The sequence below is a fragment of the Nonomuraea solani genome (genome assembly GCF_900108335.1).
GTDB classification, from domain to species: domain Bacteria; phylum Actinomycetota; class Actinomycetes; order Streptosporangiales; family Streptosporangiaceae; genus Nonomuraea; species Nonomuraea solani.
Genome location: NZ_FNVT01000025.1, coordinates 104785 through 129943, shown reverse-complemented (window position 1 = coordinate 129943; position 25159 = coordinate 104785). Strand labels below are relative to the sequence as shown.

Annotated in this window: 22 protein-coding genes; 6 read left to right on the top strand and 16 right to left on the bottom strand. The window is 71.8% G+C overall.

Annotated features, from left to right (window positions below):
• Positions 1-28 precede the first annotated feature (28 nt).
• The 3 genes from C4V41_RS51320 to C4V41_RS51310 all read left to right on the top strand — a co-directional run bounded on the left by C4V41_RS51320 (position 29) and on the right by C4V41_RS51310 (position 4067).
• On the top strand, positions 29-820 hold the full coding sequence (locus C4V41_RS51320) for an IclR family transcriptional regulator (RefSeq protein ID WP_103963375.1): 792 nt from the start codon (positions 29-31) through the stop codon (positions 818-820).
• Between the two features lie 130 nt (positions 821-950).
• On the top strand, positions 951-2093 hold the full coding sequence (locus tag C4V41_RS51315) for a cytochrome P450 (protein WP_103963374.1): 1143 nt from the start codon (positions 951-953) through the stop codon (positions 2091-2093).
• A gap of 150 nt (positions 2094-2243) precedes the next feature.
• The gene (locus C4V41_RS51310; protein WP_160150683.1) at positions 2244-4067 is read left to right on the top strand and encodes a serine/threonine-protein kinase; all 1824 of its coding nucleotides are present in this window, start codon (positions 2244-2246) and stop codon (positions 4065-4067) included.
• On the opposite strand, the gene C4V41_RS51305 is transcribed toward C4V41_RS51310, so the two are convergent.
• The 3 genes from C4V41_RS51305 to C4V41_RS51295 are packed head-to-tail and all read right to left on the bottom strand — an operon-like array spanning position 4064 to position 6360.
• Positions 4064-4795 (bottom strand): FadR/GntR family transcriptional regulator, encoded by a 732-nt coding sequence (locus C4V41_RS51305; protein WP_200824825.1) that lies wholly within the window; start codon positions 4793-4795, stop codon positions 4064-4066. The genes C4V41_RS51310 and C4V41_RS51305 overlap by 4 nt on opposite strands.
• A 19-nt stretch (positions 4796-4814) precedes the next feature.
• Positions 4815-5435 (bottom strand): bifunctional 4-hydroxy-2-oxoglutarate aldolase/2-dehydro-3-deoxy-phosphogluconate aldolase, encoded by a 621-nt coding sequence (locus C4V41_RS51300; protein WP_103963371.1) that lies wholly within the window; start codon positions 5433-5435, stop codon positions 4815-4817.
• 10 nt (positions 5436-5445) lie between these two features.
• Positions 5446-6360 carry a sugar kinase gene (locus C4V41_RS51295; protein WP_200824824.1) on the bottom strand — a complete coding sequence of 305 codons (915 nt, stop codon included), beginning with the start codon at positions 6358-6360 and terminating at the stop codon, positions 5446-5448.
• Between the two features lie 154 nt (positions 6361-6514).
• Between C4V41_RS51295 and C4V41_RS51290 the strand changes: the two genes are divergently transcribed.
• Positions 6515-7723: an MFS transporter gene (locus tag C4V41_RS51290; RefSeq protein WP_160150682.1), complete on the top strand. Its 1209-nt coding sequence runs from the start codon at positions 6515-6517 to the stop codon at positions 7721-7723.
• Here C4V41_RS51290 and C4V41_RS51285 read toward each other — a convergent pair.
• Genes C4V41_RS51285 through C4V41_RS51275 form a run of 3 tightly spaced genes read right to left on the bottom strand, consistent with a single transcriptional unit; the run spans position 7720 to position 11146 of the window.
• Positions 7720-8622, bottom strand: a complete 903-nt coding sequence (locus C4V41_RS51285) for a carbohydrate kinase family protein (protein ID WP_235030903.1) — start codon at positions 8620-8622, stop codon at positions 7720-7722. The two genes, C4V41_RS51290 and C4V41_RS51285, sit on opposite strands and share 4 nt — an antisense overlap.
• Positions 8619-9644 (bottom strand): LacI family DNA-binding transcriptional regulator, encoded by a 1026-nt coding sequence (locus C4V41_RS51280; RefSeq protein ID WP_103963368.1) that lies wholly within the window; start codon positions 9642-9644, stop codon positions 8619-8621. Before C4V41_RS51280 ends, C4V41_RS51285 begins: the two co-directional genes overlap by 4 nt.
• The gene (locus tag C4V41_RS51275; RefSeq protein WP_103963367.1) at positions 9641-11146 is read right to left on the bottom strand and encodes a glycoside hydrolase family 13 protein; all 1506 of its coding nucleotides are present in this window, start codon (positions 11144-11146) and stop codon (positions 9641-9643) included. The genes C4V41_RS51280 and C4V41_RS51275 overlap by 4 nt, the downstream gene beginning before the upstream one ends.
• A 201-nt stretch (positions 11147-11347) precedes the next feature.
• Between C4V41_RS51275 and C4V41_RS65660 the strand changes: the two genes are divergently transcribed.
• The gene (locus C4V41_RS65660; protein WP_103963366.1) at positions 11348-12631 is read left to right on the top strand and encodes an ABC transporter ATP-binding protein; all 1284 of its coding nucleotides are present in this window, start codon (positions 11348-11350) and stop codon (positions 12629-12631) included.
• A 155-nt stretch (positions 12632-12786) separates the two neighbouring features.
• On the opposite strand, the gene C4V41_RS51265 is transcribed toward C4V41_RS65660, so the two are convergent.
• The 7 genes from C4V41_RS51265 to C4V41_RS51240 all read right to left on the bottom strand — a co-directional run bounded on the left by C4V41_RS51265 (position 12787) and on the right by C4V41_RS51240 (position 22425).
• Entirely contained in the window at positions 12787-13998 is a 1212-nt protein-coding gene (locus C4V41_RS51265; protein WP_146104115.1) for a hypothetical protein, read from the bottom strand.
• Between the two features lie 426 nt (positions 13999-14424).
• Positions 14425-15699: an acyltransferase family protein gene (locus C4V41_RS51260; RefSeq protein WP_200824823.1), complete on the bottom strand. Its 1275-nt coding sequence runs from the start codon at positions 15697-15699 to the stop codon at positions 14425-14427.
• A gap of 186 nt (positions 15700-15885) precedes the next feature.
• Positions 15886-16872 carry a cation diffusion facilitator family transporter gene (locus tag C4V41_RS51255; protein WP_200824822.1) on the bottom strand — a complete coding sequence of 329 codons (987 nt, stop codon included), beginning with the start codon at positions 16870-16872 and terminating at the stop codon, positions 15886-15888.
• Positions 16869-17024, bottom strand: a complete 156-nt coding sequence (locus C4V41_RS63580) for a hypothetical protein (RefSeq protein WP_200824821.1) — start codon at positions 17022-17024, stop codon at positions 16869-16871. The genes C4V41_RS51255 and C4V41_RS63580 overlap by 4 nt, the downstream gene beginning before the upstream one ends.
• A 77-nt stretch (positions 17025-17101) precedes the next feature.
• Complete coding sequence (locus C4V41_RS51250; RefSeq protein WP_103963363.1) at positions 17102-18265, bottom strand: acyl-CoA dehydrogenase family protein; 1164 nt, start codon at positions 18263-18265, stop codon at positions 17102-17104.
• Positions 18266-18407: 142 nt separating this feature from the next.
• Positions 18408-19016: an ACT domain-containing protein gene (locus C4V41_RS51245; RefSeq protein WP_103963362.1), complete on the bottom strand. Its 609-nt coding sequence runs from the start codon at positions 19014-19016 to the stop codon at positions 18408-18410.
• A 295-nt stretch (positions 19017-19311) separates the two neighbouring features.
• Complete coding sequence (locus tag C4V41_RS51240) at positions 19312-22425, bottom strand: bifunctional cytochrome P450/NADPH--P450 reductase (RefSeq protein WP_103963361.1); 3114 nt, start codon at positions 22423-22425, stop codon at positions 19312-19314.
• 54 nt (positions 22426-22479) lie between these two features.
• Here C4V41_RS51240 and C4V41_RS51235 point away from each other — a divergent pair, with 54 nt between their 5' ends.
• Positions 22480-23043 (top strand): TetR/AcrR family transcriptional regulator, encoded by a 564-nt coding sequence (locus C4V41_RS51235; RefSeq protein WP_160150681.1) that lies wholly within the window; start codon positions 22480-22482, stop codon positions 23041-23043.
• Here C4V41_RS51235 and C4V41_RS51230 read toward each other — a convergent pair.
• The 3 genes from C4V41_RS51230 to C4V41_RS51220 all read right to left on the bottom strand — a co-directional run bounded on the left by C4V41_RS51230 (position 23033) and on the right by C4V41_RS51220 (position 25103).
• A complete protein-coding gene (locus C4V41_RS51230) occupies positions 23033-23434 on the bottom strand; it encodes a VOC family protein (RefSeq protein WP_103963359.1) in 402 nt (133 codons plus the stop codon). The two genes, C4V41_RS51235 and C4V41_RS51230, sit on opposite strands and share 11 nt — an antisense overlap.
• A gap of 88 nt (positions 23435-23522) precedes the next feature.
• Positions 23523-23822, bottom strand: coding sequence for a hypothetical protein (locus C4V41_RS51225; protein ID WP_103963358.1), 300 nt, complete (start codon positions 23820-23822; stop codon positions 23523-23525).
• A gap of 27 nt (positions 23823-23849) precedes the next feature.
• On the bottom strand, positions 23850-25103 hold the full coding sequence (locus C4V41_RS51220) for a right-handed parallel beta-helix repeat-containing protein (protein WP_235030902.1): 1254 nt from the start codon (positions 25101-25103) through the stop codon (positions 23850-23852).
• Positions 25104-25159 lie beyond the last annotated feature (56 nt).

The window sequence follows — 25159 nt, the reverse complement described above, 5'->3', positions numbered from 1 at the left end:
CGCTCCCAGGAGATCGAAAGGGACATTAATGCCGACGCAAACGGCCAGCCAGCTACAGATGGTGACCGACGACCGCCCCGCGTCACAGCCCGGCAGCCTGGAGCGGGGGATCGACATCCTGCTCGCGCTCGGCGCCGCCACCCGGCCGGTCACGCTGTCGCAGCTCTGCCGGAGCACGGGGCTGCCCAAGTCGACCGCGCACCGGATCCTCGGCGTGCTGTGCTCGCGGGAGCTGGCCAGGCGGGTGGGGAACGCGTACCTGCCGGGCGAGCTGCTGGAGTCGATGACGGGCGTCACCCGCGCGCGTGTCCCGGGCACGCGCAGGGTGGTGCTGCCCTACCTGCTCTATCTGCACGAGACCACCCGGCAGACGGTGAACCTGGCCGTGCCGTCGGGCCTGGAGGCCCGCTACGTCGAGCGCCTCTACGGCCACAACCGGGTCGGCTCGCGTTCCGACGGCATGGACCGGGCGCCGCTGCACTGCACGGCGACCGGAAAGGCGCTGCTGGCCTTCGATCCGCGGCTGCGCCAGGAGCTGCTGGCGCGCGGCACGTTCGAGCGCATGACGCGCCGGACGATCACCACCCTGGCCGGGCTGGAGCGCGAGCTGGCGCAGGTCAGGCGCTATGGCGTGGCCTACTCGCAGGAGGAGTACAACGACGGCGTGGCCTGCGTGGCCGCGCCGGTGTTCGGCCCCGGCGGCCGGATCTGCATGTCGCTGGGGGTGGCGGCGCCCGCCCACGCGGTGCCGCTGGCCAAGCTCGGCATCTCCGTGCGCGGCGCCGCCCAGGCCATCTCGGCCACGCTCCTCAGCGTCTGACCGTTCCGGTCACCGGAACACTCGCCGATCATGAGACCGAAAGTGTTCCATTGACCGAAACCCCGCATTGCGCGGCGATCTCCCCGGCGATCACATCGGGTTATGAACGCCGGAACGCGGCAGGCCCCGCGTGCCTAGGGGCCTGCCCAGGACCACCGCGCTGGAGAGCCTGCGCCTGGCGGCCGCGCTCGTCCCGCCGGGCGCGCCGCACATCACGCCCGGCCACGACCTGCTGCGCTCCCGCGCGCTGCTGGCCACGCTGGAGGCCCGGTACGGCGGCCGCCCCGTCCTGGTCGGCCGCCCCCGCGGCCCGGCTCTGCTCGTCATGTCCAAGCGCGACGCCGTACGCGTGCTGTCGGCGGAGGACGCCGCCTACGCCCCGGCCGTCGAGGAGCGGCCCTTCGCCCTGCCCACCGACGTCCTGCGCCCCGCCTTCATCGCCATCGCCAAGGAGGAGGCCAAGAACCTGACCTCCGGCGTGCTCGACCACGCCCGGCTGAACGCCCGCTGGCAGCGCGTGGCCAGGCGCTGCGTCTACGGCGAGGGCGCGGCCGGGGACGAGGAGCTCACCCGGCTGCTGGAGGGCCTCACGCGGGCCGGCCGGCGGCGGGCGCGGCGGCGCCAGGACCTCCTGTCCGGCCGCTACGACTCCAGGATCATCGACCACCTGCGCCGCGCCGAGCCCGGCAGCCTGGCCGGGCTGATCGCCGAGACGCCCGAGCCGGAGTCGCGCGGGCTCATGCAGGCGGCGTTCTGGCTGATGGGGCTCGGCGCGCTGGCGACCGGGCTGACGCAGACGCTGGCCCTGCTCGCCGCCCACCCCGCCCACCGCAAGTCGGCCCGCGCCGACTGCGAGTATCTGCGCGCGTGCCTCCGAGAGGGGCTGCGCCTGTGGCCGCCGGTGCCGGCCCTGTCGCGGGTCACCACCGCCGACACCGAGTGGTACGGCACCACCCTGCCCGCGGGCACCGCCGTCGTCATCCCGATCGCGGCCCACCAGCGCAGCCCGCGCCTGCCGTACGCGAACACGTTCGTGCCCGAGATCTGGCTGGACGGCACCGCCTCGGGCGAGTGGTGGGCCCGGCCCGGCTGCGCCGGAGTGCACCTCACGCTCGCGGTCGGGACGGCCTTCCTGGCGAGCATCCTGCGCACCGCCCGGCCCAAGCCGATCGGGCGGCTGCTGTCGCCGCACCGCCCGCTGCCGCACACCCTTGATCCGTGGCGCCTGCGCATGACGATGCGCCCGGTGCGTCGCAACCCTGCTCAGGGGTAGTTGGCCAACAGGCGGCCCCGTCCTCCGTTAGAGTCTGGGGTACAAAACGGGATGCCGGGCGGCGAACGGTTCGGGTTGCACACGATGACGAGCCGGCGGGAGGAACGGTTCGGATTGCGACGTGATGACGACGGCGAGAGGACGGCGACGTTGGGGCGCTCCGCGGGCACTCCGCTGAAGCCGGAAGATCCGCCGGCGATCGGCCCCTATGAGCTGATCAGCCGTCTCGGCTCGGGCGGCATGGGGGTCGTCTACTTCGCCAAGGCCGCCGACGGCTCGCGGGTGGCGCTGAAGGCGATCCGGCGCGACTACACCGCCGACCCCGTCTACCGGGCGCGCTTCAACGAAGAGGTGTCCAACGCGCGCAAGGTGGCCTCGTTCTGCACCGCGCGCGTGCTCGACCACGGCGAGGACCGGGGCGTCCTCTACCTCGTCACCGAATACATCGACGGCATCTCCCTGGAGGACCAGCTCATCGAGCACGGCGCGCTGTCGCCGTCGGTGCTGCACGCGGCCGCCGTGGGCGTGGCCGCCGCGCTGACCGCGATCCACGCGGCGGGGCTGGTGCACCGCGACCTCAAGCCGGCCAACGTGATGCTGACACTGGCCGGGCCGCGGGTGATCGACTTCGGGCTGGCGCGGTCGTCGCACGTGAACGCGCGGCACACGAACGCCGGCATGGTCATGGGCACTCCCGGCTGGATCGCTCCCGAGCAGGTCTTCGAGGGGCGCACCAGCCCGGCGGGCGACGTGTTCGCGTGGGGGTCGCTGATCGCGTACGCGGGGCTGGGCGGGCATCCGTTCGGCGAGGGGGACGCCTACGTGATGGCGGCCAGGGCCCGCAGCGCGCCGCCCGACCTGCGGGGGCTGCCCGCGCCGCTGGACCGGCTGGTCGCGGCGGCCATCCACCCCGACCCGGCGCGGCGGCCGGCGGCCAAGCAACTGCTGCTCGAACTCGTGGGCGCGGCCGACGAGCCGGCGGCGCAGCTCGCGGCCTCCAAGCACCTCACCAACTCGTGGAACCCGTCGGAGTTCGGCCCTCTGACGCCGCACCCGATGCCCCCTGACCACCGCCCCGGCCCGCACGGCTCCGCGCCGGTCCCGCCCGCCGAACGCACCGGCCCCCGTGGTCCCGCGCAGGTCCCGCCCGCCGAGCGCACCGGCCCTCGGGGTCCGGCACAGGCGCCGCCGAACGCCTCCCAGGTGCCGCCCGCCGAACGCACCGGGCCTCGGGGTGGTTCGCGCGTGCCGCACCAGCAGCCGCCCCCCGACCGCACCGGTCCCGTGCCGCCCGCCGAACGCACCGGCCCCCGGGGTGGTTCGCGGGTGCCGCACCAGCAGCCGCCGGTCGACCGCACCGGTCCCGTGCCGGGCACCGTGCGGGCGCCGCATCCGGACATGAGCGGGCACATCCCGCCGCCGCACCAGGCCCAGGGGCCGCTGCCCCATCACGCCACCACGGGTCAGGGGCCGCTGCCCGGCTACCAGCCTCCCCGGCCCAAGCGCAGCGTGCTGACAGGCTGCCTGACCGCCCTGGTGATCACGGTCGTGCTGCTGGTGGCGGTGCTGGCGGTGCTGGCCTGGGTGTTCCGCTCCACCGCGCGCAGCGCGGACGGCGGCCCCGTCCAGGACGGGAAGCTGCGTTTCGCCGTGACCAGCACGGAGTGCCCCAAGCCGCCCAAGTCCGCCGACAAGCGCACGTGCCGGATCGGCTTACGCGTCAGCAACGTCGGCCAGGAGGCCAGGGTGCTCTATCCGGGCCAGCAGAAGCTGGTGGCCGAGGACGACGCCCTGCACGGCGGCACCAAGCTGCTCGACAAGGCCGGCAAGGAGATCACGCCGATCCGCATCGAGGCGGGCCAGGAGTTCACCGGCGCGCTGGTCTTCGAGCTGCCGAAGGACGACACGCCGTCGGAGCTCGAGGTGCACGACTCGGGGCTGAGCGACGGAGCCCGGCTCACCCTCGACGGCTAACCGGGCAACCCCAGTAACGCGTTCGTGGCACACCCCTGGAGAAGGCGCTCGACCTCGTCGCGCGCCGCCGCCACGATAGAGCCGGCCGCCTGGGCCGCCTCGGCGCCGCGGCCGGCGGCGACCGCCTCGGCCACGTCGAGGTGGCGGCGCACCCCGTCCGTGTCGAGCCGTTCCGGCAGGAGCAGCAGGTCGTGCCTGGCCACCAGGAGTTCCTCGGTGGCCTCGGCGAGCTGGGCGAACATGCCGTTGCCCGACGCGCCCAGCAGCACCCGGTGGAAGGCGGCGTCGGCGGCCACGAAGCCCTTGACGTCGCCGGCCCGCGCCGCGCTCGTCAGGGCCCGCGCGTGGGCGGTCAGCTCCTGCCGTACGGCCGGAGCGGCGTGCACGGCGGCCAGCGCGGCGGCGGCGGGCTCGACGGCGGCCCGCAGTTCGGCCAGCTCACGCAGTTGCGTCTCGCGGCGGGGCGAGGCGAGCCGCCAGCGGATCACCTGCGGGTCGTAGAGGTTCCACGCGCTCATCGGGCGTACGGTGACGCCGACGCGGGGCCGGCTGCTGACCACCCGCTTGGACTCCAGCACGCGGACGACCTCGCGCGCCACCGTACGGGACACGCCGTAGCGCTCCTGGAGGTCCTCCAGCCGCAGCACCTGGCCGGAGCGGAGTTCCCCGGCCGCGAGCGAGCGGCCGATCGTGTCGACGACCTGCCCGTGCAGGCCTCGCGGTACCACCCCGTCCGCCTTCATGGGGCTACCGGGCCTCGGCGAGCCGGGCGAGCAGCGCGGTGACCCGCTCGCCCGCCGCCCGCGCCCCGCCCGAGGTCAGCGCCGAGCCCATGCCGCAGGCCACGGCGCCGGCCGCGATCCAGTCGGGCGCGTTGTCGATGGTCACGCCGCCGGTGGGGATGGCGGGGATCTGCGGCAGCGCGGCGCGTACGTCGCGCAGCCAGGACGGCGACACGGCCGACGCCGGGAAGAGCTTGACCGCGTCCGCGCCCTCCTCCAGGGCCCGGACGATCTCGGTCGGGGTCGCCACGCCGGGGAAGACCGGCACCCCGTAGCGGTGCCCGGTGCGGATCACCTCGGGGTGCAGATTCGGCGAGACGAGGAAGCGGGCGCCGTTCTCCACGGCGGCGCGGGCGGCGGCGGCGTCGAGCACGGTGCCGGCCCCGACCAGCGCCTCCGGCCGCTGCTCCGTGAGCCGCGCGACGGCGGTGAGGGCGCGCGGCGTGGTGAGCGCCACCTCCACGGCGCGCAGCCCGGCGTCCAGCACGGCCTCGGCCGCGGCCACCGCCTCCTCGGGCCCCGCGCTCCGCACGATCCCGAACACGCGCTGCTCCGTGACGGCCTGGACGATCTCCCAGCGGTACATGAAACCCCTTCTAACGGTGTACGGTCTCGCCGGCCTCGGTGAACGCGGCCAGCGCGCGATCCAGGCCGGCCCGGTCGGGCAGCCCGTCGGTGTCGTTGGGGCACTGCACCACGAGCGCCGCGACGGCCGCCGCCTCGCGCAGGCACACCTCGTACGGCTCACCACGCAGCAGCCCGGACAGGAACCCGGCCGCGAACGCGTCGCCCGCCCCCACCGGGTCCGTCACGGGCACCTGGAACGGCTCCTGCCGCAGCCCCGCGCAGCCGGCCGACTTGTCGCGGTGCTTGACCACGACGAGCCCGCCCAGCGTGGCCGGGTCCACCTGGAGCAGCTCCAGCTCGTCGGCGCCGGCCAGCACCACGTCGGCGCGGCCCAGCAGCGGCGCGACCCGTTCGCGCCACTGCTCGGGCGTGCCCAGCTTGAGCCGGATGTTCGGGTCGAACGAGACTCGCGCGCCCGCCTGCCGGGCCAGGTCGAACAGCCGCAGCGTGGCCTGGTGCGCCGAGTCGGACAACATCGGCGTGATGCCGGTGACGTGGACGAACTTCGCGCCGCCCACCATCTCGGGCACCAGTTCGCCGGGGGTCAGCCGGGAGGCGGCGGAGCCGGCGCGGTAGTACTGGACGTCGATCGCCCTGGACGGGTGGCTGTCGCGCAGCAGCAGCCCGGTCGGGGCGTGCGGGTCGGTGACGGTGTGGCGGGTGCCGATGCCCTCGGCGCGCAGCATGGACAGCACCGACCGGCCCGCCGGGTCGGCGCCGAGCCGGCCGAGCCAGCTCACCTCGTGGCCCAGCCTGGCCAGGCCGGTCGCCACGTTGGTCTCCGCGCCCGCGACGGAACGGCGGAACGCGGTGGCGCGTTCCAGCGGGATCCCGGGCTCGGCCAGCATCAGCAGCATCGCCTCACCGCACACCACGACGCTCACCGGCGCACTCCTTGGACACCCAATCCACACATGAGGCGAAATAGTACTATGAAATGATTTTTTTTCGCGACTTTAGGTCACAAACCGGCCCCCTTGACCACAAGCCGACCATAAGGGACTCTGAAGCCGAGATTCGTTGCCGGGGGCATTGCGCGTGAGGCGTCCATTCATCACCTTGCTGGCCGCCAACGCTCTATCCGTCACGGGCAACGTGCTGTCGATGCTCGCCGTGCCCTGGTTCGTCCTGGACACCACGGAGAGTGCCGTTCTGACGGGGCTGGCCGCGTTCGCCACCACGTTCCCCATCGTGATCTCCGCGGCCTTCGGCGGCACGCTCGTGGACTGGCTCGGCTTCCGCGCGTCCAGCGTGCTGTCCGACCTGGCCAGCGGCCTGATCGTGCTGGCCATGCCGGCGCTGTTCCTGACCACGGGGCTGTCCTACCCGCTTCTCCTGGTGCTGCTCTTCGTCCGCTGGCTGGCGGCCACCCCCGGCGAGACCGCGCGCAAGGCCATGCTGCCCGACCTCGCCGAGCTGGCCGGGGTACGCATCGAGCGGGCGACGGCGGCCTACGACGGCGTCTGTCGCGGGGCGGCGATGGTGGGCGCGCCGCTGGCCGGGGTGCTGCTGCTCTGGATCGGGCCGGGCACGCTGCTGTTCGTGGACGGGGTCACCTTCCTGCTGTCCGCCCTGCTGATCCGTTCCGGGGTGCCGTACCTCGACGGGGACGCGCGGGCCTCCGGCGGCTACCTGAGCGACCTGCGGGACGGGCTGACCTTCCTGTGGCGCGACCGGCTGCAGATGAGCGCCACCGCGATGATCGTGGTCGTCAACATGCTGGACACCGGGGTGACGCAGGTGCTGCTGGCGCTCTACGCCCGCGACGTGGCCGGCGATCCCCGCGCGTTCGGGCTGCTCAGCGGGGCGCTGGGGGCGGGGGCGGTGGCCGGGACGATCGTCTACGGCGCGGCCGGCGACCGATTACCGACGCGGCTCACGTACGGCCTGTGCTTCCTGCTCGCCGGGGTGCCGCGCGTGCTGGTGCTGGCGGCGGGCGCGCCGTTTCCGGTGGCGCTCGCGGTCACGGCGCTGTCCGGGTTCGCGGCGGGGGCGATCAATCCCATTCTCGGGGTGCTGCAGTTCGACCGGATTCCCGCTCCCCTGCGGGCCCGGGTGCTCAGCACCATCATGGCGGCGGCGTACACGGGCATGCCGATCGGCGGGCTGCTGGCCGGCTCGCTCACCGAGCTCACCGATCTGACCACCACCCTGTACGCGTTCACCAGCGTCTATCTGCTGGTCTCCGTGCCGCCGTTCGTCTACCGGCCCTGGCGGGAGCTGGACCGGCAGACGGCCCGGAACTAACCGGCCGCCCTCGCGAGCAGCAGGGACTCGGTGATCGGGGACTCGTGCGTGCCGGGGACCGAGCAGGCGTGCGCGCCGGCGACCGCGCCCAGCCGTACGCACTCCTCCAGCGGCCTGCCGCGCAACGTGCCGTACAGGAAGCCGGAGACGAACGCGTCGCCCGCGCCGTTGCTGTCTTCCACGGGGCCCGGCAGCGGCGCGGCAGGGAAGGCGCGCACGCCTTCATCGCGGGTCATGACGAGGCAGCCGTCGGCGCCGCGCGTGCACACGACCGTGTGGGCGCGGCCGCGCTCCAGGATGTCGCGCATCGTCGCCGCCGGGTCTCCCAGTGCGGCGGCCGACAGGAACACCAGGTCGGAGCGGTAGGCGAAGTCCTTCTGGTAGTCGCCGGCACCGTCCCAGTCGTGCAGGTCGGTGGAGATCGGCACGCCTTCGAGATCGGGGTAGACGTGGCGGCAGAAGTCCATGATCGACACGTGGACGTGGCGGGGGCGTACATCGGTGTAGAGCTCCGCCGGCAGCAGCTCGCCCGGCGTGACCTTCGCGTCGTAGAACGAGGTGCGGCGCCCGTCGGGACCGACGAGCAGGACGCTGCGCCGGGTGCCGGCCTCGGCCGGGCCCCAGCGGCAGTCGACCGCGCGCAGCGCCGAGCGGATCAGCGCCCCCTGCGGGTCGTCGCCGATGAGGTCGGCGAAGGTGACGCCGAGCCCGAGCGCGTGACAGCCGAGCGCCACGCCGGCGCCGGTGTTGCCGATCCGGTCGACGACCGGCGGGACCTGGTAGGTGTCCTTGTACGGCAGCGGCAGCTCGGGCACGTAGACCGTGGTGTCGACCCCGGCGCCACCCAGGACGAGAACGTCGCGCGTCACCGGTTGACCGGCGGGATCTTCGCGCGTCACCGGTTGACCAGGGGGCCGGAGCCGGTGGAGCCGCGGACGACGAGCTCCGGCTGGAAGATCAGCTCGACGTGCTTGGCGGGGGCGCCGTTGACCTCTTCGAGCAGCGTCTGCACGGCCGCCGACGCCATCGCGCCGATCGGCTTGCGCACGGTGGTCAGGGGCGGATCGGTGAACGCGATCAGCGGCGAGTCGTCGAACCCGACCACGGACACCTCTCCCGACACGGCCAGGCCCTTCTCCCTGCAGGCGCGGATCGCGCCCAGCGCCATCAGGTCGCTCGCGCACACGATGCCGGTGCAGCCGCGGGCGAGCAGTTGCGCGGCGGCGGCCTGGCCGCCCTCGACGGAGAACAGCGAGTGCGAGATCAGATCGTCGACGTCGGTCGCGCCGAGCAGTTGCGCCATGGCCTGCCGGTAGCCCTCGATCTTCCTGATCACCGGTACGAACCTGCGCGGCCCCAGCGCGATCCCGATCCGCTCGTGACCGAGGTCGACCAGGTGCTGCACGGCCAGCCGCGCGGCCAGGCGGTCGTCGGGCGAGATGAACGGCGCGTCGATGTGCTCGCTGTAGCCGTCGACCAGCACGATCGGCAGCCCGCGGTCGGTCAGGCGGGTGTAGCGGTCCATGCGCGCGGTCGTGTCGGCGTGCAGGCCGGAGACGAACACGATGCCGCTCACGCCGCGGTCCACCAGCAGTTCGGTGAACTCGTCCTCGGGCGCGCCGCCGGGCAACTGGGTGCACAGCACCGGCGTGTAGCCGTGCTGGGTCAGCGCCTTCTCGATGGCCTGCGCGAACGCGGGGAAGATCGGGTTGTCCAGCTCCGGCGTCACCAGGCCGACCAGCCCGTTGCTGCGCTGCCGCAGCCGGGGCGGGCGCTCGTAGCCCATGAGGTCGAGCGCGGTCATCACCGCTTGGCGGGTGGCGGCCGAGACACCCGGTTTGCCGTTGAGCACCCGGCTGACCGTGGCCTCACTCACCCCGGCCTGGGCGGCAATGTCGGCTAGGCGAGCGTGACCGTTCATGGCACACACTTTACTTTCCACCAGGCCGCCGAATCCGCTGCTCCAGGGACATCGGAGGCGATCAGCAGCTCTCCGTCGACGCCGAAGTCCACGGGGGTTCCGGTCAGGTTGACGGCGCAGACGATCTCGCCCCTGGAGAACATCAGCGTGCCCGCCGGCGAGTCGTGCCAGGTCAGTTCGCCGCGCAGGTCGCGCCGGAGCTTGAGCGCCGTACGGTACAGCTCCAGCGTCGAGTCCGCCACGCCCTGCTGGGCCTCCACGCTGAGCGCGGCCCACTCCGCCGGGATCGGCAGCCAGGGGTCGTCCCAGCCGGACTCGCGGGTCCAGGGCAGCGGGACGCGGCAGCCGTCGCGGCCGCTGTCGGGGTCGCGCAGCCGCTGCGGGTCCTGGCACAGCTCTTCCGGCAGGTCGAGCACCTCGGGCAGGCCCAGCTCCTCGCCCTGGTAGACGTAGGTCGAGCCGGGCAGCGCGAGCGTCAGCAGGGCGGCGGCGCGGGCCCTGGCCAGGCCGCCGTACCGGGTGACGTGCCGCTTGACGTCGTGGTTGGACAGCACCCAGGTGGTCGGCGCGCCGACGGAGCCGGCCGTGGCCAGCGAGGAGTCGATCACGGCGCGCAGCTCGGCGGCGTTCCAGGGGGTGAACAGGTAGTGGAAGTTGAAGGCCTGGTGGAGCTCGTCCGGGCGGACGTACATGGCCAGCCGCTCGGCCGTCGGCGCCCACGCCTCGGCCACGCCGATCCTTTCGCCCGGGTACGAGTCCAGCACGCGCCGCCAGGCCCGGTGGATCTCGTGCACGCCGTCGTTGTCGAAGAACGGCACCGGCTCCCTGCCCACCATCGTGGCCTGGTCGCCGCGGCCGATGTCGGGCAGGTCGCGCGGCTTGACCATGCCGTGCGCCACGTCCACGCGGAAGCCGTCCACGCCCAGGTCGAGCCAGAAGCGCAGGATCGACTCGAACTCCCCGCGCACCTCGTCGTTGTCCCAGTTGAGGTCGGGCTGGCTGGGGTCGAACAGGTGCAGGTACCACTGCCCGTCCTCGACCTGCGTCCACGCCGGGCCGCCGAAGATCGACTCCCAGTCGTTGGGCCGGTCGCGGAAGATGTAGCGGTCACGGTTCTCGCCGCGCAGCGCCTCCTGGAACCAGGCGTGGGCGGAGGAGGTGTGGTTCGGCACGATGTCGACGATCACGCGCAGCCCGTGACCGTGCGCCTCGTCGATGAGGGCCTTGGCGTCGGCCAGCGATCCGAACAGCGGGTCAACATCCCTGTAGTCCGCGACGTCGTACCCGAAGTCGGCCATCGGCGAGGTGTAGAACGGCGTCAGCCAGATGGCGTCCACGCCCAGCCCGGCCAGATACGGGAGGCGATCACGAACGCCGATCAGGTCGCCGACGCCGTCGCCGTTGCCGTCGGCGAAACTGCGCACGTAAACCTGGTAGATCGCAGCGTCGCGCCACCACGCGGTCATCGATACCCCCGACTTGCCCTGAATGTCCCGGACCATGAAAGCCCTTGCGGCAAGTTTACGCAAGCCCTTCCAGGCTTCATCGATCCGGAAATTTGGGGTACGGATGCCCAAAACCCCCGACCGAAACGCCCAAGAGCGAGATTCTTTATGTCAAAGGTGGACACGTGGCGTTAAGCGCGATGTACTACCTCTTCAATCAGCCTCGTCACAGGTGACACGCGTGCAAGGTGTGGGCCCATGAGCTCGGTCGTACTGGACAAAGTGACCAAGGTGTACCCGGGCGACTACCTGGCGGTCGACCGGCTGAGCCTGCGGGCCGACGACGGCGAGTTCCTCGTCCTCCTCGGCCCCTCGGGATGCGGCAAGTCCACGCTCCTCCGGATGATCGCGGGCCTGGAGGAGATCACCGAAGGGGACCTCTGGCTGGACGGGCAGATGGCCAACCACCTGGCCCCACGCGACCGCGACGTGGCCATGGTGTTCCAGAACGGCGCGCTCTACCCCCACCGGACCGTACGCGGCAACATCGCCTTCCCGTTGGAGATCGCCAGGTCGGACCCCTCGCTGGTGCGCGAGCGCGTCACCGAACTGTCCAAGGCGCTGCACATCGACGAGACGCTCGACCGCCGCCCGGGCACCCTTTCCGGCGGCCAGCGGCAGCGGGTGGCGATGGGCCGGGCGATCGTCCGGCAGCCCAAGCTGTTCCTCATGGACGAGCCGCTGTCGAACCTCGACGCGGGCATGCGCACCGAGCTGCGCATGGAGATCTCGGCGCTGGTCAGGTCGCTCGGGGTGACGACCATCTACGTGACGCACGACCAGGTCGAGGCCCTGACGCTGGCGGACCGGATCGCGATCCTGAATCGCGGGGTCCTGCAGGACGTGGGCACACCGGCCCAGATTTACAACGATCCAGCGACGGCGTTCGTGGCGGCCTTTCTCAACTCGCAGCAGTTGAACCTGCTGGCGGCCACGGTCAGGACACCGCAGAACCAGTATGTGATGCTCGACTTCGGCCCGCACCAGCTGACGATCGCCTGGAGCGATCCCAGGGCGTACGCCATTTCGCAGCACACGGGCGGACAGGTGCTGGTGGGGTTACGGCCGGACGGGCTGGCTCCGGTGCCGGAGACGTACGAGGGGCCGGCCTTTTATGGGCGGGTGCGGGCGCTGGAGTATCACGGGCACGAGTGGCTGGCGTACCTGGAGTGCGGGATGCCGGCCGTGCCGGTGCCCGAGCCGCCGGACCCGCGCGGGCGCGTCAACGGCGAGAAGAACGGCACGGGCAAGGTGGCGGGGCTGGTACGGCGGCTGTTCCCGCAGCGCAAGGAGGAGCGGCAGGAGCAGGAGCAGGTGGGCCAGCACCCGAACTCCGGCATCCACCGCCGCTCTGACCTGATCATCCGGCTCGGCAACCGGCCGGTGTGGCGCGCGGGCGACGCCGCCAAGGTGGGCGTGGACCTGTCCCGCATCATGATCTTCACCCTGGACGGCGCCCGCATCGACCCCCCGCGCCGCTGACCGTTTCCAGGCGCTCAGGCCGGCGAGCGTCGCGAGGTCGAACCGTCGGCGCGTCCCCCGCCTCGGCCACCAGCTCATAGCCATGGGCGCCCAGTCGAACACCTCGGCCCGCCGGTGTACGCGCGGGCTTCTCCCTCAGAGCACGATGAGCGACGTTATCCGGCCGGCGCCGCGCCTGTCTGGTGATCGGCGGACCAGCGGGGACCGGACGGCGTGTCCTCGATGGTGACGCCGCCGCGGAGCATCGCCGCGCGCAGGGCGTCCGCCACGTCGTAGCACCCCTTGCCCCGCAGCTCCGCCCGCAGCGCGAGCAGGGGCTCGACCAGGGACGGCAGGCTCTGGGAGCGCTGGCCGGCGGTGGCGGCCAGTTCGCCGAGGCGGGCGATCAGGAGCCGCATCAGCTCCCTGGCCTCCTCGATCCCGCCGGCGTCCTCCTCCGTGTCGGCCGCCCACTTGACGATCTCGGCCTCCAGGTCGAGGACGGCCTGCGCGGCCGCCACCATGTCGGGCCGGGCCGCCGCGGTCTTGAAGAGCTCCTCGCACGAATGGATCGACTCCTCCAGTGTCGCCTCCGCCTGGACCGGCTCGGGCTCGGCCGCGAGCGGCGCCGGGGTGCCCGTGACGCCTTCCGCCAGGCGGCGGAGCTCGCTGAGGTCCGTACGGGTGCCCGCCGGCAGCACCGTCAGCGACCCGGGCCTGCGCACGGTCAGGCCGCCGCGCCCCGCCACCCGTACCGACTCCGTCTCCAGATCGATCACCAGCGCGGTGTGCTCGTCGAGCCCGAGCACCGCCGTCCCGGGCGGCAGCTCGCGCTCCATCCGCGACAGCCGCCGCTCCCCCAGGTAGCAGAAGCGGGTGTCGTGGGTGCCGCCCTCGGCGTTGTCGAAGTGCGGGATCAGCACGACCCGCAGCCCGAGCGGCTCCAGCAGGTCGATGCCCTCGCGCCAGCCGGGCTCGGCCCCGACCTTGTAGATCTCGTACACCGGTACGGTCGCCAGCCCCGCCGTGCAGGCCGCCGCCGAGGCCAGCACCGTCACCCCCTCCCGTGCCCGCACCCTGGCCCGCAGGTCACCGGCCACGCCGGAGTCCGCCCACCGGTCCAGCGCGTAGGTGGGGCTGCCCGGACCCGAGAACACCCAGTCGGCGCCGGTGATCCCGGCCGCCACCTCGACATCCAGGCCGACGCTGTGCGCGAAATACCGGCATGCGCGGGCCGAGATGTCGGCGCGGTTCTCCTGGAAGGCGTAGGGGGTGTCCAGCAGCACGGCCCGCGCGCCGGGGCGCAGCGTCCGCGCCGCGGCACGGTGGATCTCGACCATGGTCGGGCTCGTCTCGCCCGACCCCATCAGCACCAGCAAACCCGGCATGGTCGTCGGCCTCTCTCTCGCACGCCATCGACTACAACCCGGTCCGCCGGTGTGGGACAAGAGGGGAAGACATATGCGTTGGGGACGCACTTGCATATGATTGGCAGTAAGTTGTTGACGGTGACGGGAAGACATGTGGTCTCGGTTGAGACGCTCATGCTACGGGTGGGCGATGACGATCGCTGGGCGTACCGCTATGCCATTACCCAGCCGGGACGTGGCGAAAGCCCGGACGCGGCCGCGCGCCGGCTCAGTGGCGTCGCCGCCGGCGACCAGGACACGGTCGTGCACTCCACGAGCTGGCGTCATGAGGCCGATGGGCGGATCGTCCTGACGTACGCCGTGTGCCCGGATCCCGAGCCGTGGCTGCCCGCCGTCGGGGTGCCCGTGCTGGAGATCGCCCGCGGCGAGGCTCCGGCGACGCCGTCACCGGACCGCGTCGCCCTGGCCAACGTGGTCGCGCACGCGGTCAGGCACCTGGCCTTCCTCATGGCCGAGGACCCGGTCGTCTCCCGCGTCCTGTCCGGCCACCCGCGCCTCGCCGCCGCCCTGGAGCCCGTGGCCGCTCCGGTGTGAGAGGCGGCGGCCCAGAGCTTGGGCGGGCCTTTCGACGTACCGGTAGGTGAGAGCGCTGACGGCCACCACGACGGTGAGGGCCAGGGCCGCCATGCCCAGTTGGTACGGCAGATCGGCCCGCCGCAGGTCGCCGGTGATCTCCACGAAGTATTTCAGCACCGGATGATGCACCAGGTAGAGCGAGTAGCTGATCAGCCCGAACCACACCAGCACCCGGGGCAGCCGTCTGCGGCGCAGCGCCATCCCGCCCGCGAACGTGGCCCCGGCCAGCGCTATCGTCGTCAGCCACACGTCGGCCCGCACCCACCACCAGCCGCTCTCGATGGCCCACAGGGGTGCGATCCCGACCAGCGCCGTGGTGACCGCCACCGGCCACAGCGAGCCGGTGCCGCGTTCCCACCGGTGGATCGCCGTGCCCGCGAACATCACGGCCAGCACCGCCGCCCCCAGCCACGGCACCCGGCTGCTCAGCAGCACCGCCGCCAGCCCCATCAGGCCGAGCGCGCACGCCGCGGCCGTACGGAACCTGCCCCGCACCACGCACGCGAGCCCGGCCACGAACCCCGCGCACGACACGTACGCCGTCCATCCGCCGACCAGCACCGCCCCGGACGCGACCAGCCCGACGACCACGGCCGCCGCGGCGAACAGCATGGACAGCAGCCCGCTGCGGTCGTGCCCGCGCGTCACGAACAGCGCCGTGACCAGCAGGTAGAACACCATCTCGTACGACAGCGTCCACATCGTGTCGGCCACCCCGCCGACGCTGACGACGTCGAGCAGCATGGTCGCGTGCGCCGCCACCGCGCTCCCGTCGCGCGGGACCGCCTCGCGCACCGGCACCCACCAGGCCAGCGCCAGCACGAGAACGATCACGGCCACGTAGAGGGGGTACAGGCGGAAGAACCGGCTGATCCAGAACGCGCGGACGTCGCCGTGGCGCTCCAGGGAGGTGGGGATGATGTAGCCGCTGACCAGGAAGAACACCAGAATGCCGTAGACACCCAGATTGAACCAGTATGGGCGCAGGGCGGGCAGGAACCAGGGCAGCAGATGCTCGGCCACCACGGCCATGGCGCCGATGCCCCGCAGGGCGTCCAGCCACGCGAGCCTGGGGACGGGCACGGCTGTCACGACAGCGGGCGGGGCGGCGGCTGACACCCGCCCCAACCTACCCGGTCGGGGGCAGGTGATGCAGCGGCTGACACAACCGGTGGTACGACCGGCGCTATGACCGGAGGGTACGGCCGGTGGTACGACCGGTGGCTCGTCTGGGTGTACGACTGGAGATGCGGCCCGGGGTGTGGTGGGTCAGTGGGTGCGGTGGGTGGCCAGGGTCGTGTGGTGGTCGGCGCCGGCCGGGCCGTGGGGGTCGGTGTGGACGGTGGCGGCGCGCAGGCGGGGTAGTTCGTGGATGAGCCGGTGCTCGGCCTCGACCGCTACCTTGTGCGCGGCCACCACTGACATGTCGTGATTTACCAGGATCTCCACCTCGGCGTGCAGCGCATGACCGATCCACCGCAGCCGTACGGAGCCCACCCGCCGCACCCCGTCGACCGCACTCAGGATGCGTTCCGCCTCGTCCACGAGGGCGGGGTCCACGGCGTCCATGAGCCGGTGGTAGATCTCGCGGGCCGCGTCCCGCAGCACGAAGCAGATCGCGACCGTGATGAGCAGCCCCACGATCGGGTCGGCCAGCGGGAACCCGAGCGCCGCGCCACCCGCGCCCAGGAGCACGGCCAGCGAGGTGAAGCCGTCGGTCCTGGCGTGCAACCCGTCGGCGACCAGCGCGGCCGAGCCGATCTCCCGGCCCACCTTGATCCGGTAACGGGCCACCCACTCGTTGCCCGCGAACCCGATCAGCGCCGCACCGGCCACCCACCCGACGGCCCGCATCTCCTGCGGATCCAGCAGGCGCACGACGGCCTCGTACCCGGCCAGGGCCGCCGAGACGGCGATGAGCAGGACGATGACGATGCCCGCGAGGTCCTCCGCGCGGCCGTAGCCGTAGGTGAAGCGGCGGGTGGCGGGCCGGCGGCCGACGGAGAACGCGATCGCCAGCGGTACGGCGGTCAGCGCGTCGGCCAGGTTGTGCAGCGTGTCGCCGAGCAGCGCGACCGAGCCCGAGGCCACGACGATCACCGCCTGGATCGCGGCGGTGGCCATCAGGACGGTGAACGAGATGGCCAGCACCCGCATACCCCGGCTGCTGGACTCCAGGGCGCTGTCGGTCTTGTCGTTGGTGTCGTGACTGTGCGGCGCGAGCGCATGCGTGATCCGCCCCAAAAGGGGCTTCACCCCACGACGATGCTCCCCATGCCCATGCCCATGCCCGTGGCCGTGGCCGTGGCCGTGGCCGTGGCCGTCGTGATGGCCGTCGCCGTGCCCATCGGCCTGCCCATGCTCGTCCCCGTCGCCATGCCCGTCCCCGTGACCGTGGCCACCTCCATGCCCGTCGCTGTGGCCGGGCTTTCGCTCGTCGGACATGGTGTTCCTCCGCTCCTCACGATCGCTGCCGCAGTACGCCCTACCAGCCGACCTTCCCCTTCCCCGAGATGAGCGCCCGGGCGATCACCATGCGCTGGACGTCGTTGGTGCCCTCCCCGATCGCCATCAGCGGCGCGTCCCGGTAGAGCCGTTCGACCACGAACTCCTGCGAGTACCCGTACCCGCCATGAATCCGCATCGACTCCAGCGACGCCTTCAGCGCCACCTCCGAGGCGAAGTACTTGGCCATGCCCGCCTCCATGTCCACCCGCGCGCCCCCGTCGGCCCGCGCCGCCGCCCAGTACGTGAGCAGCCGGGCGGCCTGGATCTCGGTGGCCAGGTCGGCGAGCTTGAGCTGGATGGCCTGGAACTCGGCGATCGGCTGCCCGAAGGCCGTACGCTCGCGCGAGTAGCTCAGCGCCGCGTCATAGGCGGCCTGGGCGACGCCGACCGCGCGGGCCGCGATGTTGATGCGGCCGATCTCCAGCCCGCCGAGCACCTGCTGCATCCCCCGTCCCTCGACGCCGCCGAGCAGGCAGGACACCGGCACGCGTACCTCGTCCAGCACCACCTCGCACGTCTCAGTGCCCTTGTAGCCGAGCTTGGGCAGGTCGCGGCTGACGCTGAAACCGGGCGAGGACGGGTCCACGAGCAGCACCGACATGCCCTTGTGCGCCGGCTCGGCCACGGACGTCTTGACGAGCACGGGCAGCGGGTCGGCGTGGCGGGCGTTGGTGATCCAGGTCTTGGTGCCGGTGACGACGTAGTGGTCGCCGTCGCGTACCGCGCGGGTCTGGATGCCCTGCAGGTCGGTGCCCGCGCCGGGCTCGGTCAACGCGATCGCGGTACGCCGTGCGCCCGTGGCCAGGTCCTTCAGGTAGAGGCGGCGCTGCTCCTCGGTGCCGTGGTGGGCGATCATCCAGCAGGCCAGCGAATGGGACCCGATCGTGCCCGCCACGCCCATCCAGCCCCGCGCGATCTCCTCGAAGACCAGCGCGAACGACACCATGTCGGCCCCCATGCCGCCGTACTCCTCCGGCACGGACAGCCCGAACAGCCCCATCTGCTTCATCTTGCCGATGATCTCGGCCGGGTATCTCCCCGAATGCTCCCACTCGGTGGCGACCGGCACGATCTCCTTGTCCACGAACGCGCGCAGAGCCTCGCGGAACGCCTTCTGCTCGTCGGTCAGCTCGAAGTCCATGTGCCTCCAGTCCTCAGAGCGAGCCGATCCTGGCCTGAGGGAGCGGGCGTCCTCGTGGTGGCGGGCTCGTGAACGGCCACGGGCTGCTCCTGTTCACACGATCAGACCGTTCACGTTAGTGACCAGATGATTGTTCGGTCAATCACACCACCGCGCGAGCGGCCAGTTTCGACACGACGTCCACGATGCGGGCGGCGCGCTCCACCTCGGCGCGGTGGAACACCGGCCCCTCCTGACGCGCGACCACCACGTGCAACCCGGCCGCGAGCACGGGCAGCAGCATCAGCCGCAACTCGTCGGCGTCCATCGTGATCGCCCGGGGCGGCGACTGGGGCAGCTCGAACTTCTCGGGGGCGGCCAGCGAGGCATGCCGTACGGCGCCGTCGGCCACAGCCAGGGACCACTCCGCACCGCACAATCCGGGCAGGGCGTCCACGAGCGTGGCGAAACCCCGCGCCGGTTCGGCGGCCACGTGCATGAGCAGGTCGTAGTCGAGCGCGGAGCCGGGCACCTCTTTCGTGGGCCAGACACCCTCAACGCGTACGCCGGGCATGGCGGACAACCGGTCACGCGCCTCTGCCGCGGTCACGGGTCCCGGCCAGGAGACGGTGAAGTCGTCGACGGCGCGCCCGGCCTCGCGTTCGAGCACGATGACCTGCAGGATGTCCGCGCCCAGCGCGCCCAGTGTTTTGGCCACCTGACCCAGGCCGCCCGGCCGGTCCGGCAGCGACACCCTCAGTCGCAGCAGCATAGCCGCCCCCTTTCCAGAGGCTCTCACAGTGCCGTGGAAAAGTTTCTAGCATGTTCCACGGATATGTCGCGCATGCTGCGGTTATATCCCAGAATGAAGGGTTAAGTCCGGAATGTCGATAACGGACTGTCGCGGTTTTCCCCAGGTCATCGTGCGGTCTCACCCAATATGCCGACATAGATCGATATTTCGGGCCTCGCCAAGCCCGAGGCTCAACGCTCAGGGCTGAGCGCCCCAAGCCTGAGCGCTCAGAGCGAGGCTCAGGGCTGGGCGCTCAGGCCTCCGGGATCCCGGGTCAGGCGAACACGTCCTGCTGGTAGCGCCCGTCCGCCTCCAGCCCCGCCAGCCACTCGCCCCCGTCCTCCCCCGTCCTGTCCCGGTACACATCCAGCAACGCCTGCCGCACCGCCGGCGCCATCCGCAGCCCATCGCCGCAGACGTACACATGAGCCCCCTGCGTGAGCAGCTCCCACACCTCATCGCCCCGAGCCGCCACAGCGTCCTGGACGAACCGGTACGGGTGCCCGGCCACAGCCGAGTACGCGTAGTGCACGTTCACCCCATCGGCCGCGCCCCACCCGGCCACCTCGGCGCCGTACAGCAGGTCGTGCTCAGGGTGGCGGCACCCGACGAACACCTCGGCGCGCCCGGTCGCGCCGGACAGCGCGCGCTCCTCCAGGAAGCCGCGCAGCGGCGCGAAGCCGGTGCCGGGGCCGACGAGGATCACCGGGGTGGAGGGGTCGGCCGGCAGCCGGAACGGCGGGGCGGGCACCCGGACGTACCCGTAGAACACCTCGCCCTCCCGCAGGCCGGCCAGGTACGCCGAGCACATGCCCTGGTAGGTGCCCGTGCCGGACCAGGCGGGGCCCTCGACGAGGCCGACGGTGAGCCGGACCAGGCCCGGATCGGCCAGCGGCGAGGAGGAGACGGAGTAGTAGCGCGGCTTGATCGGCCCGGCCATCTCCAGGAACACCGGCAGCGGCAGCTCGATCGCCGGGAAGCGTTCGAGCAGCGCCAGCGGGGAGACGCGCTTGGCGAGGATCTCGTCGGCGTAGTTCGCGGTCAGCTCGGCGAGCTGGCCCGTCGTCCACGGGCAGGCCGTGTGCGCGGCCAGCGCCTCCAGGTCGGACCTGGTGGCCACCTCCTGCAGCTCGGCGAAGTCGGTCAGCAGGAGACCGGCCGTAACCGGCGTGTCCATGGGCAGGTGGGTGGCGCCGGCGGCGCGCAGCCGTACGACCTGGTCGCGAGGGACGCGCAGGCAGCGCAGCGCCCACTCGACCAGCTCGGGGTCGTTCTTGGCGAAGACGGCCACGTGGTCGCCGGCCGTGTACGTGACGCCTTCGGGCAGCCTGGCCACGATCGAGCGCACGCCCGGCCGGGGCGCCTCCATCGAGAAGTCCCAGAGGCCCTCGGGGTCGCCGGTCAGCTCCTCGTTGGCGACGACGGTCAGCGGGACGGCCCGCTCGGAGACGACCGAGGGCCGCACCTCGGACTCGGTGAGCACCTCCATCTCGTAACGCGGCCCGACGCCGTCGGCCGTGGCGCTGTACTCCTCGGCCAGCGCCGCCCACAGGCGCGCCGTCCACGCGGTCACGTCGCCGTCGAAGTCGCCGTCCGTGTCGGCCTCGCCGCGCTCGACCAGCGGCACCGCTCCGGCGGCCGTGAGCTTCTCGTACGCGCGCCGCGGAAACTCCTGGTACGTCGGCCACTGCGTGTTCCCGCAGCCCAGCACGGCCAGCCGTACCCCTGACAGGTCGGGCAGGGCCTCCAGGGCGTCGAAGCGCTGGGCGTTGTCGGGGGCCTTGCCGTTGTAGGAGGAGGCGACCACGACGAGCAGGCCCTCGGCCGGCGGGGTCAGCTCGTCGAGCGTGGTCAGCGTGGTGGCGAAGCCCGACCGGCCGGCCCGCTCGGCCAGCCGCTCGGCGATGTCGGCGCTGGTGCCGAGGTTGGAGCCGTACGCGACCGTGAGCGGGACGCCGGTGACGGCGATCTCCTGCTGCGCGCTCTCCTCGGCCTGCTGCGGCACCACCGCGGCCCGCTCGTGCGCGCGCCGCTCGCGGACCCGGAGCGTGAAGCCGTCCGGCTTGATCGTCAGCATCTGCTTGATCTTCATCCGGTAGACGCTCGGGTCCGACAGCGCGAAGCGCCGCAGGATCATCGCGAGCGCGAGCCTGGCCTCGGTGAGCGCGAACTGGCGGCCGATGCAGGCCCGCTCGCCGTTGCCGAACGGCTTGTACGCGCCGGGGTGGTGGTCCTTCTTGTTCTCCGGCAGCCAGCGATCGATGTCGAACTCCTCCGGCCGCTCCCACGCCTTGGGGCTGAGGTGCAGCCTCGGCAGCAGCACCACAACGGGCTGGTCCTTCGGGATGAGGTATTCGCCGCCGAGCACGGTGTCCTCGATGGCGTTCACGGAGAAGGCCGGGATCGGCGACCAGAGCCGCAGCGTCTCCTCGAGGATGCGCGGGATGACGTCCAGCTTCATGATCTGCTCGTACGTGGGCGGCTCGTCGCCCGGCAGCAGCCGGTCCACCTCCTCGTACGCGCGTGCCAGGGTGTGCGGCTCGCGCAGCAGGTTGTACAGCGCGAAGGAGAGCAGGCCGCTGGTGGTCTCGTGGCCGGCGATGAGGAAGGTGAGGACCTGGTTGCGGATGTTCTCGTCGGACAGGCGGCCGCCGGTCTGCGGGTCGCTGGCCTCCAGCATCAGGCCGAGCAGGTCTTTCGTGCCGCCGCCGCCCTCGGCGCGGCGCCGTTTGATCACGTCGTCGACGAGGTCCTGCATGGTGGCGATGTCGCGCCGGTAGTCCTCCTCCTGCCGGCGCCGCAGCTTCGTGACGAGGGGAAGCTGCTGGTTGCGCAGCATGGCCTCGGTCAGCGCGCCGCCCATGGCCCGCAGGAACGGGTGCAGCTCGGGGTGGTCGAAGGAGTTGAACCGGTAGCCGAAGCCGGTCAGCGAGATCGTGTCCAGGGTCAGCCGGGTCATGTCGTCGGCGACGGGCAGGTCGTCCCCCTGGCGGCCCGCCCACGACTCGACGAGCTGGTCGGCGACCTCCAGGAACTGCGGATAGTACGCCTTCATCGAGCGCTGGCTGAAGGCCGGCATCAGGATGCGGTGCGCCTGGCCCCACACGGGCTCGTCCGGCCGGGCCGTGAACAGGCCGTCGCCGGCGAAGTCGCGCACGATCGCCAGCGGCGGGTTGATCCGCTTGACGAACCGGCTCTCGTCGCAGACCTCGGCGGCCATGTCGGGGTCGTACACCAGCACGACCCGGCGCCCGACGATCTCCAACTGGAAGATGCCGTCCGGGTAACGCGCGGCCACCTCCGCGAAGTGCTCGATCGGCGCGTGCGCCGGGATCTGCAGCGTGTTGCCGAGGATCGGCAGGCCCTGCGGGGCGGGGATCCGTTTCATGGGGTGCTCCCTTCCATAGCCATACACCGTATGGATGACGCTATCATACGGTGTATGGCAGTCAGTGCGCGAAGAGGCTCTCCCCTGAGCCTCGAAGAGATCAGCTCCACGGCGTTGCGCCTGGTGGACACAGGTGGCGTCGAGGCGCTGTCCATGCGCAAGCTGGCGGCGGAGCTCGACGTCAACCCGATGTCGCTCTATCACCACGTGAAGAACAAAGACGCGCTGATCGGGATCATCTGCTCCACGGCGGCCCAGCGCATGACCCTGCCGCCGGACGACGGCGCGCCCTGGCCGGAGCAGGTCAGGGCCTTGGCGCTGGCCTACCACCGGCACGCCGTGGAGCATCCGGCCCTGTGGAGCTACCTCCTCAACCATCCGGAGAGCACGGCGGACCGGAATCTGGTGATCTGGCAGACCCTCTACCGCATCCTGCGCCTGGCGGGGGTGCCGGAGCCGGAGCTGCGGCGGACGAGTGACGTGCTGCACGCGTTCGTCCTGGGCTTCATCATCGCCGAGACGCAGGGGCACCTGCCGAGCGACCCCGAGGAGATCGCCCGGAACTTCGACACGGCCATCCGCCTGATCACCCACGGCCTGGCGGGCCTCACCGGCTAGGGCCCTCCTGCAGGATCCAGCCGTTGCCGTCGAGATCGTTGAAGAAGACGAACGCGTTCCACTCGCCGCCCTTGCCCTCGGCCAGGGTGCCGTCCTTCGCGTAGTGCTTGACGTCGCTCACCTCGACGCCGCGCCCGGCCAGCTCGTCCCGGGCGGCGTCGATGTCGGTCACCACGAGCTGCAGCCCCTGGACGGCGCCGGGGGCGGTGCCGGTGGCCGCGCCGATGACGACCGAGCAGGCGGATCCGCGCGGGGTGAGCTGCACGACGCGTACGCCGGGGCTGATCCGGGTGTCATGGTCCACGACGAAACCGAGCCTCTCGCTGTAGAACTCCTTCGCCTTCTCCACGTCGGCCACCGGTATCGGGACCACTTCGAGCTTCCAGTCCACGATCTGCTCCTCTCACGAGCTCCTGTCACCTACGCGTCGATCGGCCCTCCCCGATGTCGACATGACCGAGCCGTACGGAGCCCGCGGCTCAGTCGGCCGCCTCCCAGACGGCCTCGAACGCCACCTGCGTGATCTCGGTCAGCTCCCAGATCTCCAGCGCCTGGTCGGACAGGAACCCGCGCTCGTCCTGCAGATGCCGCCACCAGTAGCGCCGCGCGGCCCGGTCGGCGCCCACCTCGACCTGCCGGACCGCCCAGTGCTCGCCGTCACCCTCGACACTCTCGAACAACCAGGCCCGGCCGTCCTCGTCACCCATGTGCCAGTAGTGCCGGGGGGCGTCGGACTCGGCGAGCTGCCGCACCAGCGGCTTGCGGAGATCTTCAAGCACGCCGTTCACTCTAACGGCGCGGCGGGGTCAGTGCTGGTAAGCGCCCGCGTCAGGGGCGGAGGCGGGCAGGGGCTTGCCGGTGATGTCCTTGCCGAACGCCTTGCCGCCGTACCAGTGGGGTGCCAGGCCCACGCCGCGCCCGAGGGCCGGGGAGCCGGGGCGCAGGCGCAGGTCCGTACGGGAGACGAACTTCGGGTCGGCCATGACGGACTTCGGCCCCAGCTTGAACCTGGCCTTGCGGCCCAAGTAGACGCTGCCGGCCTCGTCGGCGCCCTTGCCGTCCTCCCAGCCGGACTCCCCGCCCACCAGGATCACGTTGTTGCGCAGCTTCAGGATCGACGGCGAGCAGCCGTCATGGCAGGACCAGCCGATGGTGTCGCGGGCCGGCAGGTAGACCGAGTTGTGCACCGCGATCGTGCCCTTGACCGGGCCGACGATGTGGCGGGAGCCGCGGGTGATGAGGAAGGAGCCGCGGCTGCGCGAGGAGGTGACGACGTTGAAGGCGAAGACGTTGCCGGTGGCGGTGGTGCCCTTCTTGGCACCGAGCTCGCTGAACGTCTCGTTGTTCCTGGAGGTGTTGTGGGTGACGCGGTTGCGGTCGCCGCCGAAGATCTCGACGGCGGCCCCGTCGGTGCCGTAGTCCTCGCTCCTGGCGAAGCTGCCGCTGATGGTGTTGCCGGTCACCACGTTGTCGTCGCCGTTGAGGAGCACGCCGAAGGCGCCGGAGTCGTTGTCGCCGCCGTCGTCGTTGACGCTCATCCGGGCGTTGTCGGTCAGGACGCTGTCGCGGATGGTGTTGCGCGAGCCGGACGGCGTGACGTGGACGCCCGCGATGTTGCGGTCGGCCTCCACGCCGATCAGCTCGTTGGAGTCGCCGCCGACCTCGAACCCGGACCAGCGGCAGCCGGAGGCGCGCAGGCCGCCGATGCGCCAGTGGTCGCCGTTGACGACCACGCAGTCGTTCTCGCCGCCGCTGATCTTGGCGAGCGGGCCGGTGCCGTACGCCTGGACGACGATGGGCCGGGCGGCGGTGCCCTTGGCCGCCAGCGTGAGCGGGCCGGTGAAGCCGCTGCCGCGTTTGAAGCTGATGGTGTCGCCCGGCTTGAACTCGGCGGCGTTGACGTTGTCGAGCGACTTCCAGGCGGTGGCGGCGCTGGTGCCGGCCTTGGCGTCGTCACCCGCCTTCGAGTCGACGTAATAGGTGGTGCCCGCCTGAGCGAAGGCGGCGGACGGCATGACGGGCAGGAGCGAGGCCACGACGGCCACGGACAGCAACCTCATACGGGCACACCACTATCAAGTTGAAATCTGAATAAGGGCAGGGCCACGGTAGCGTG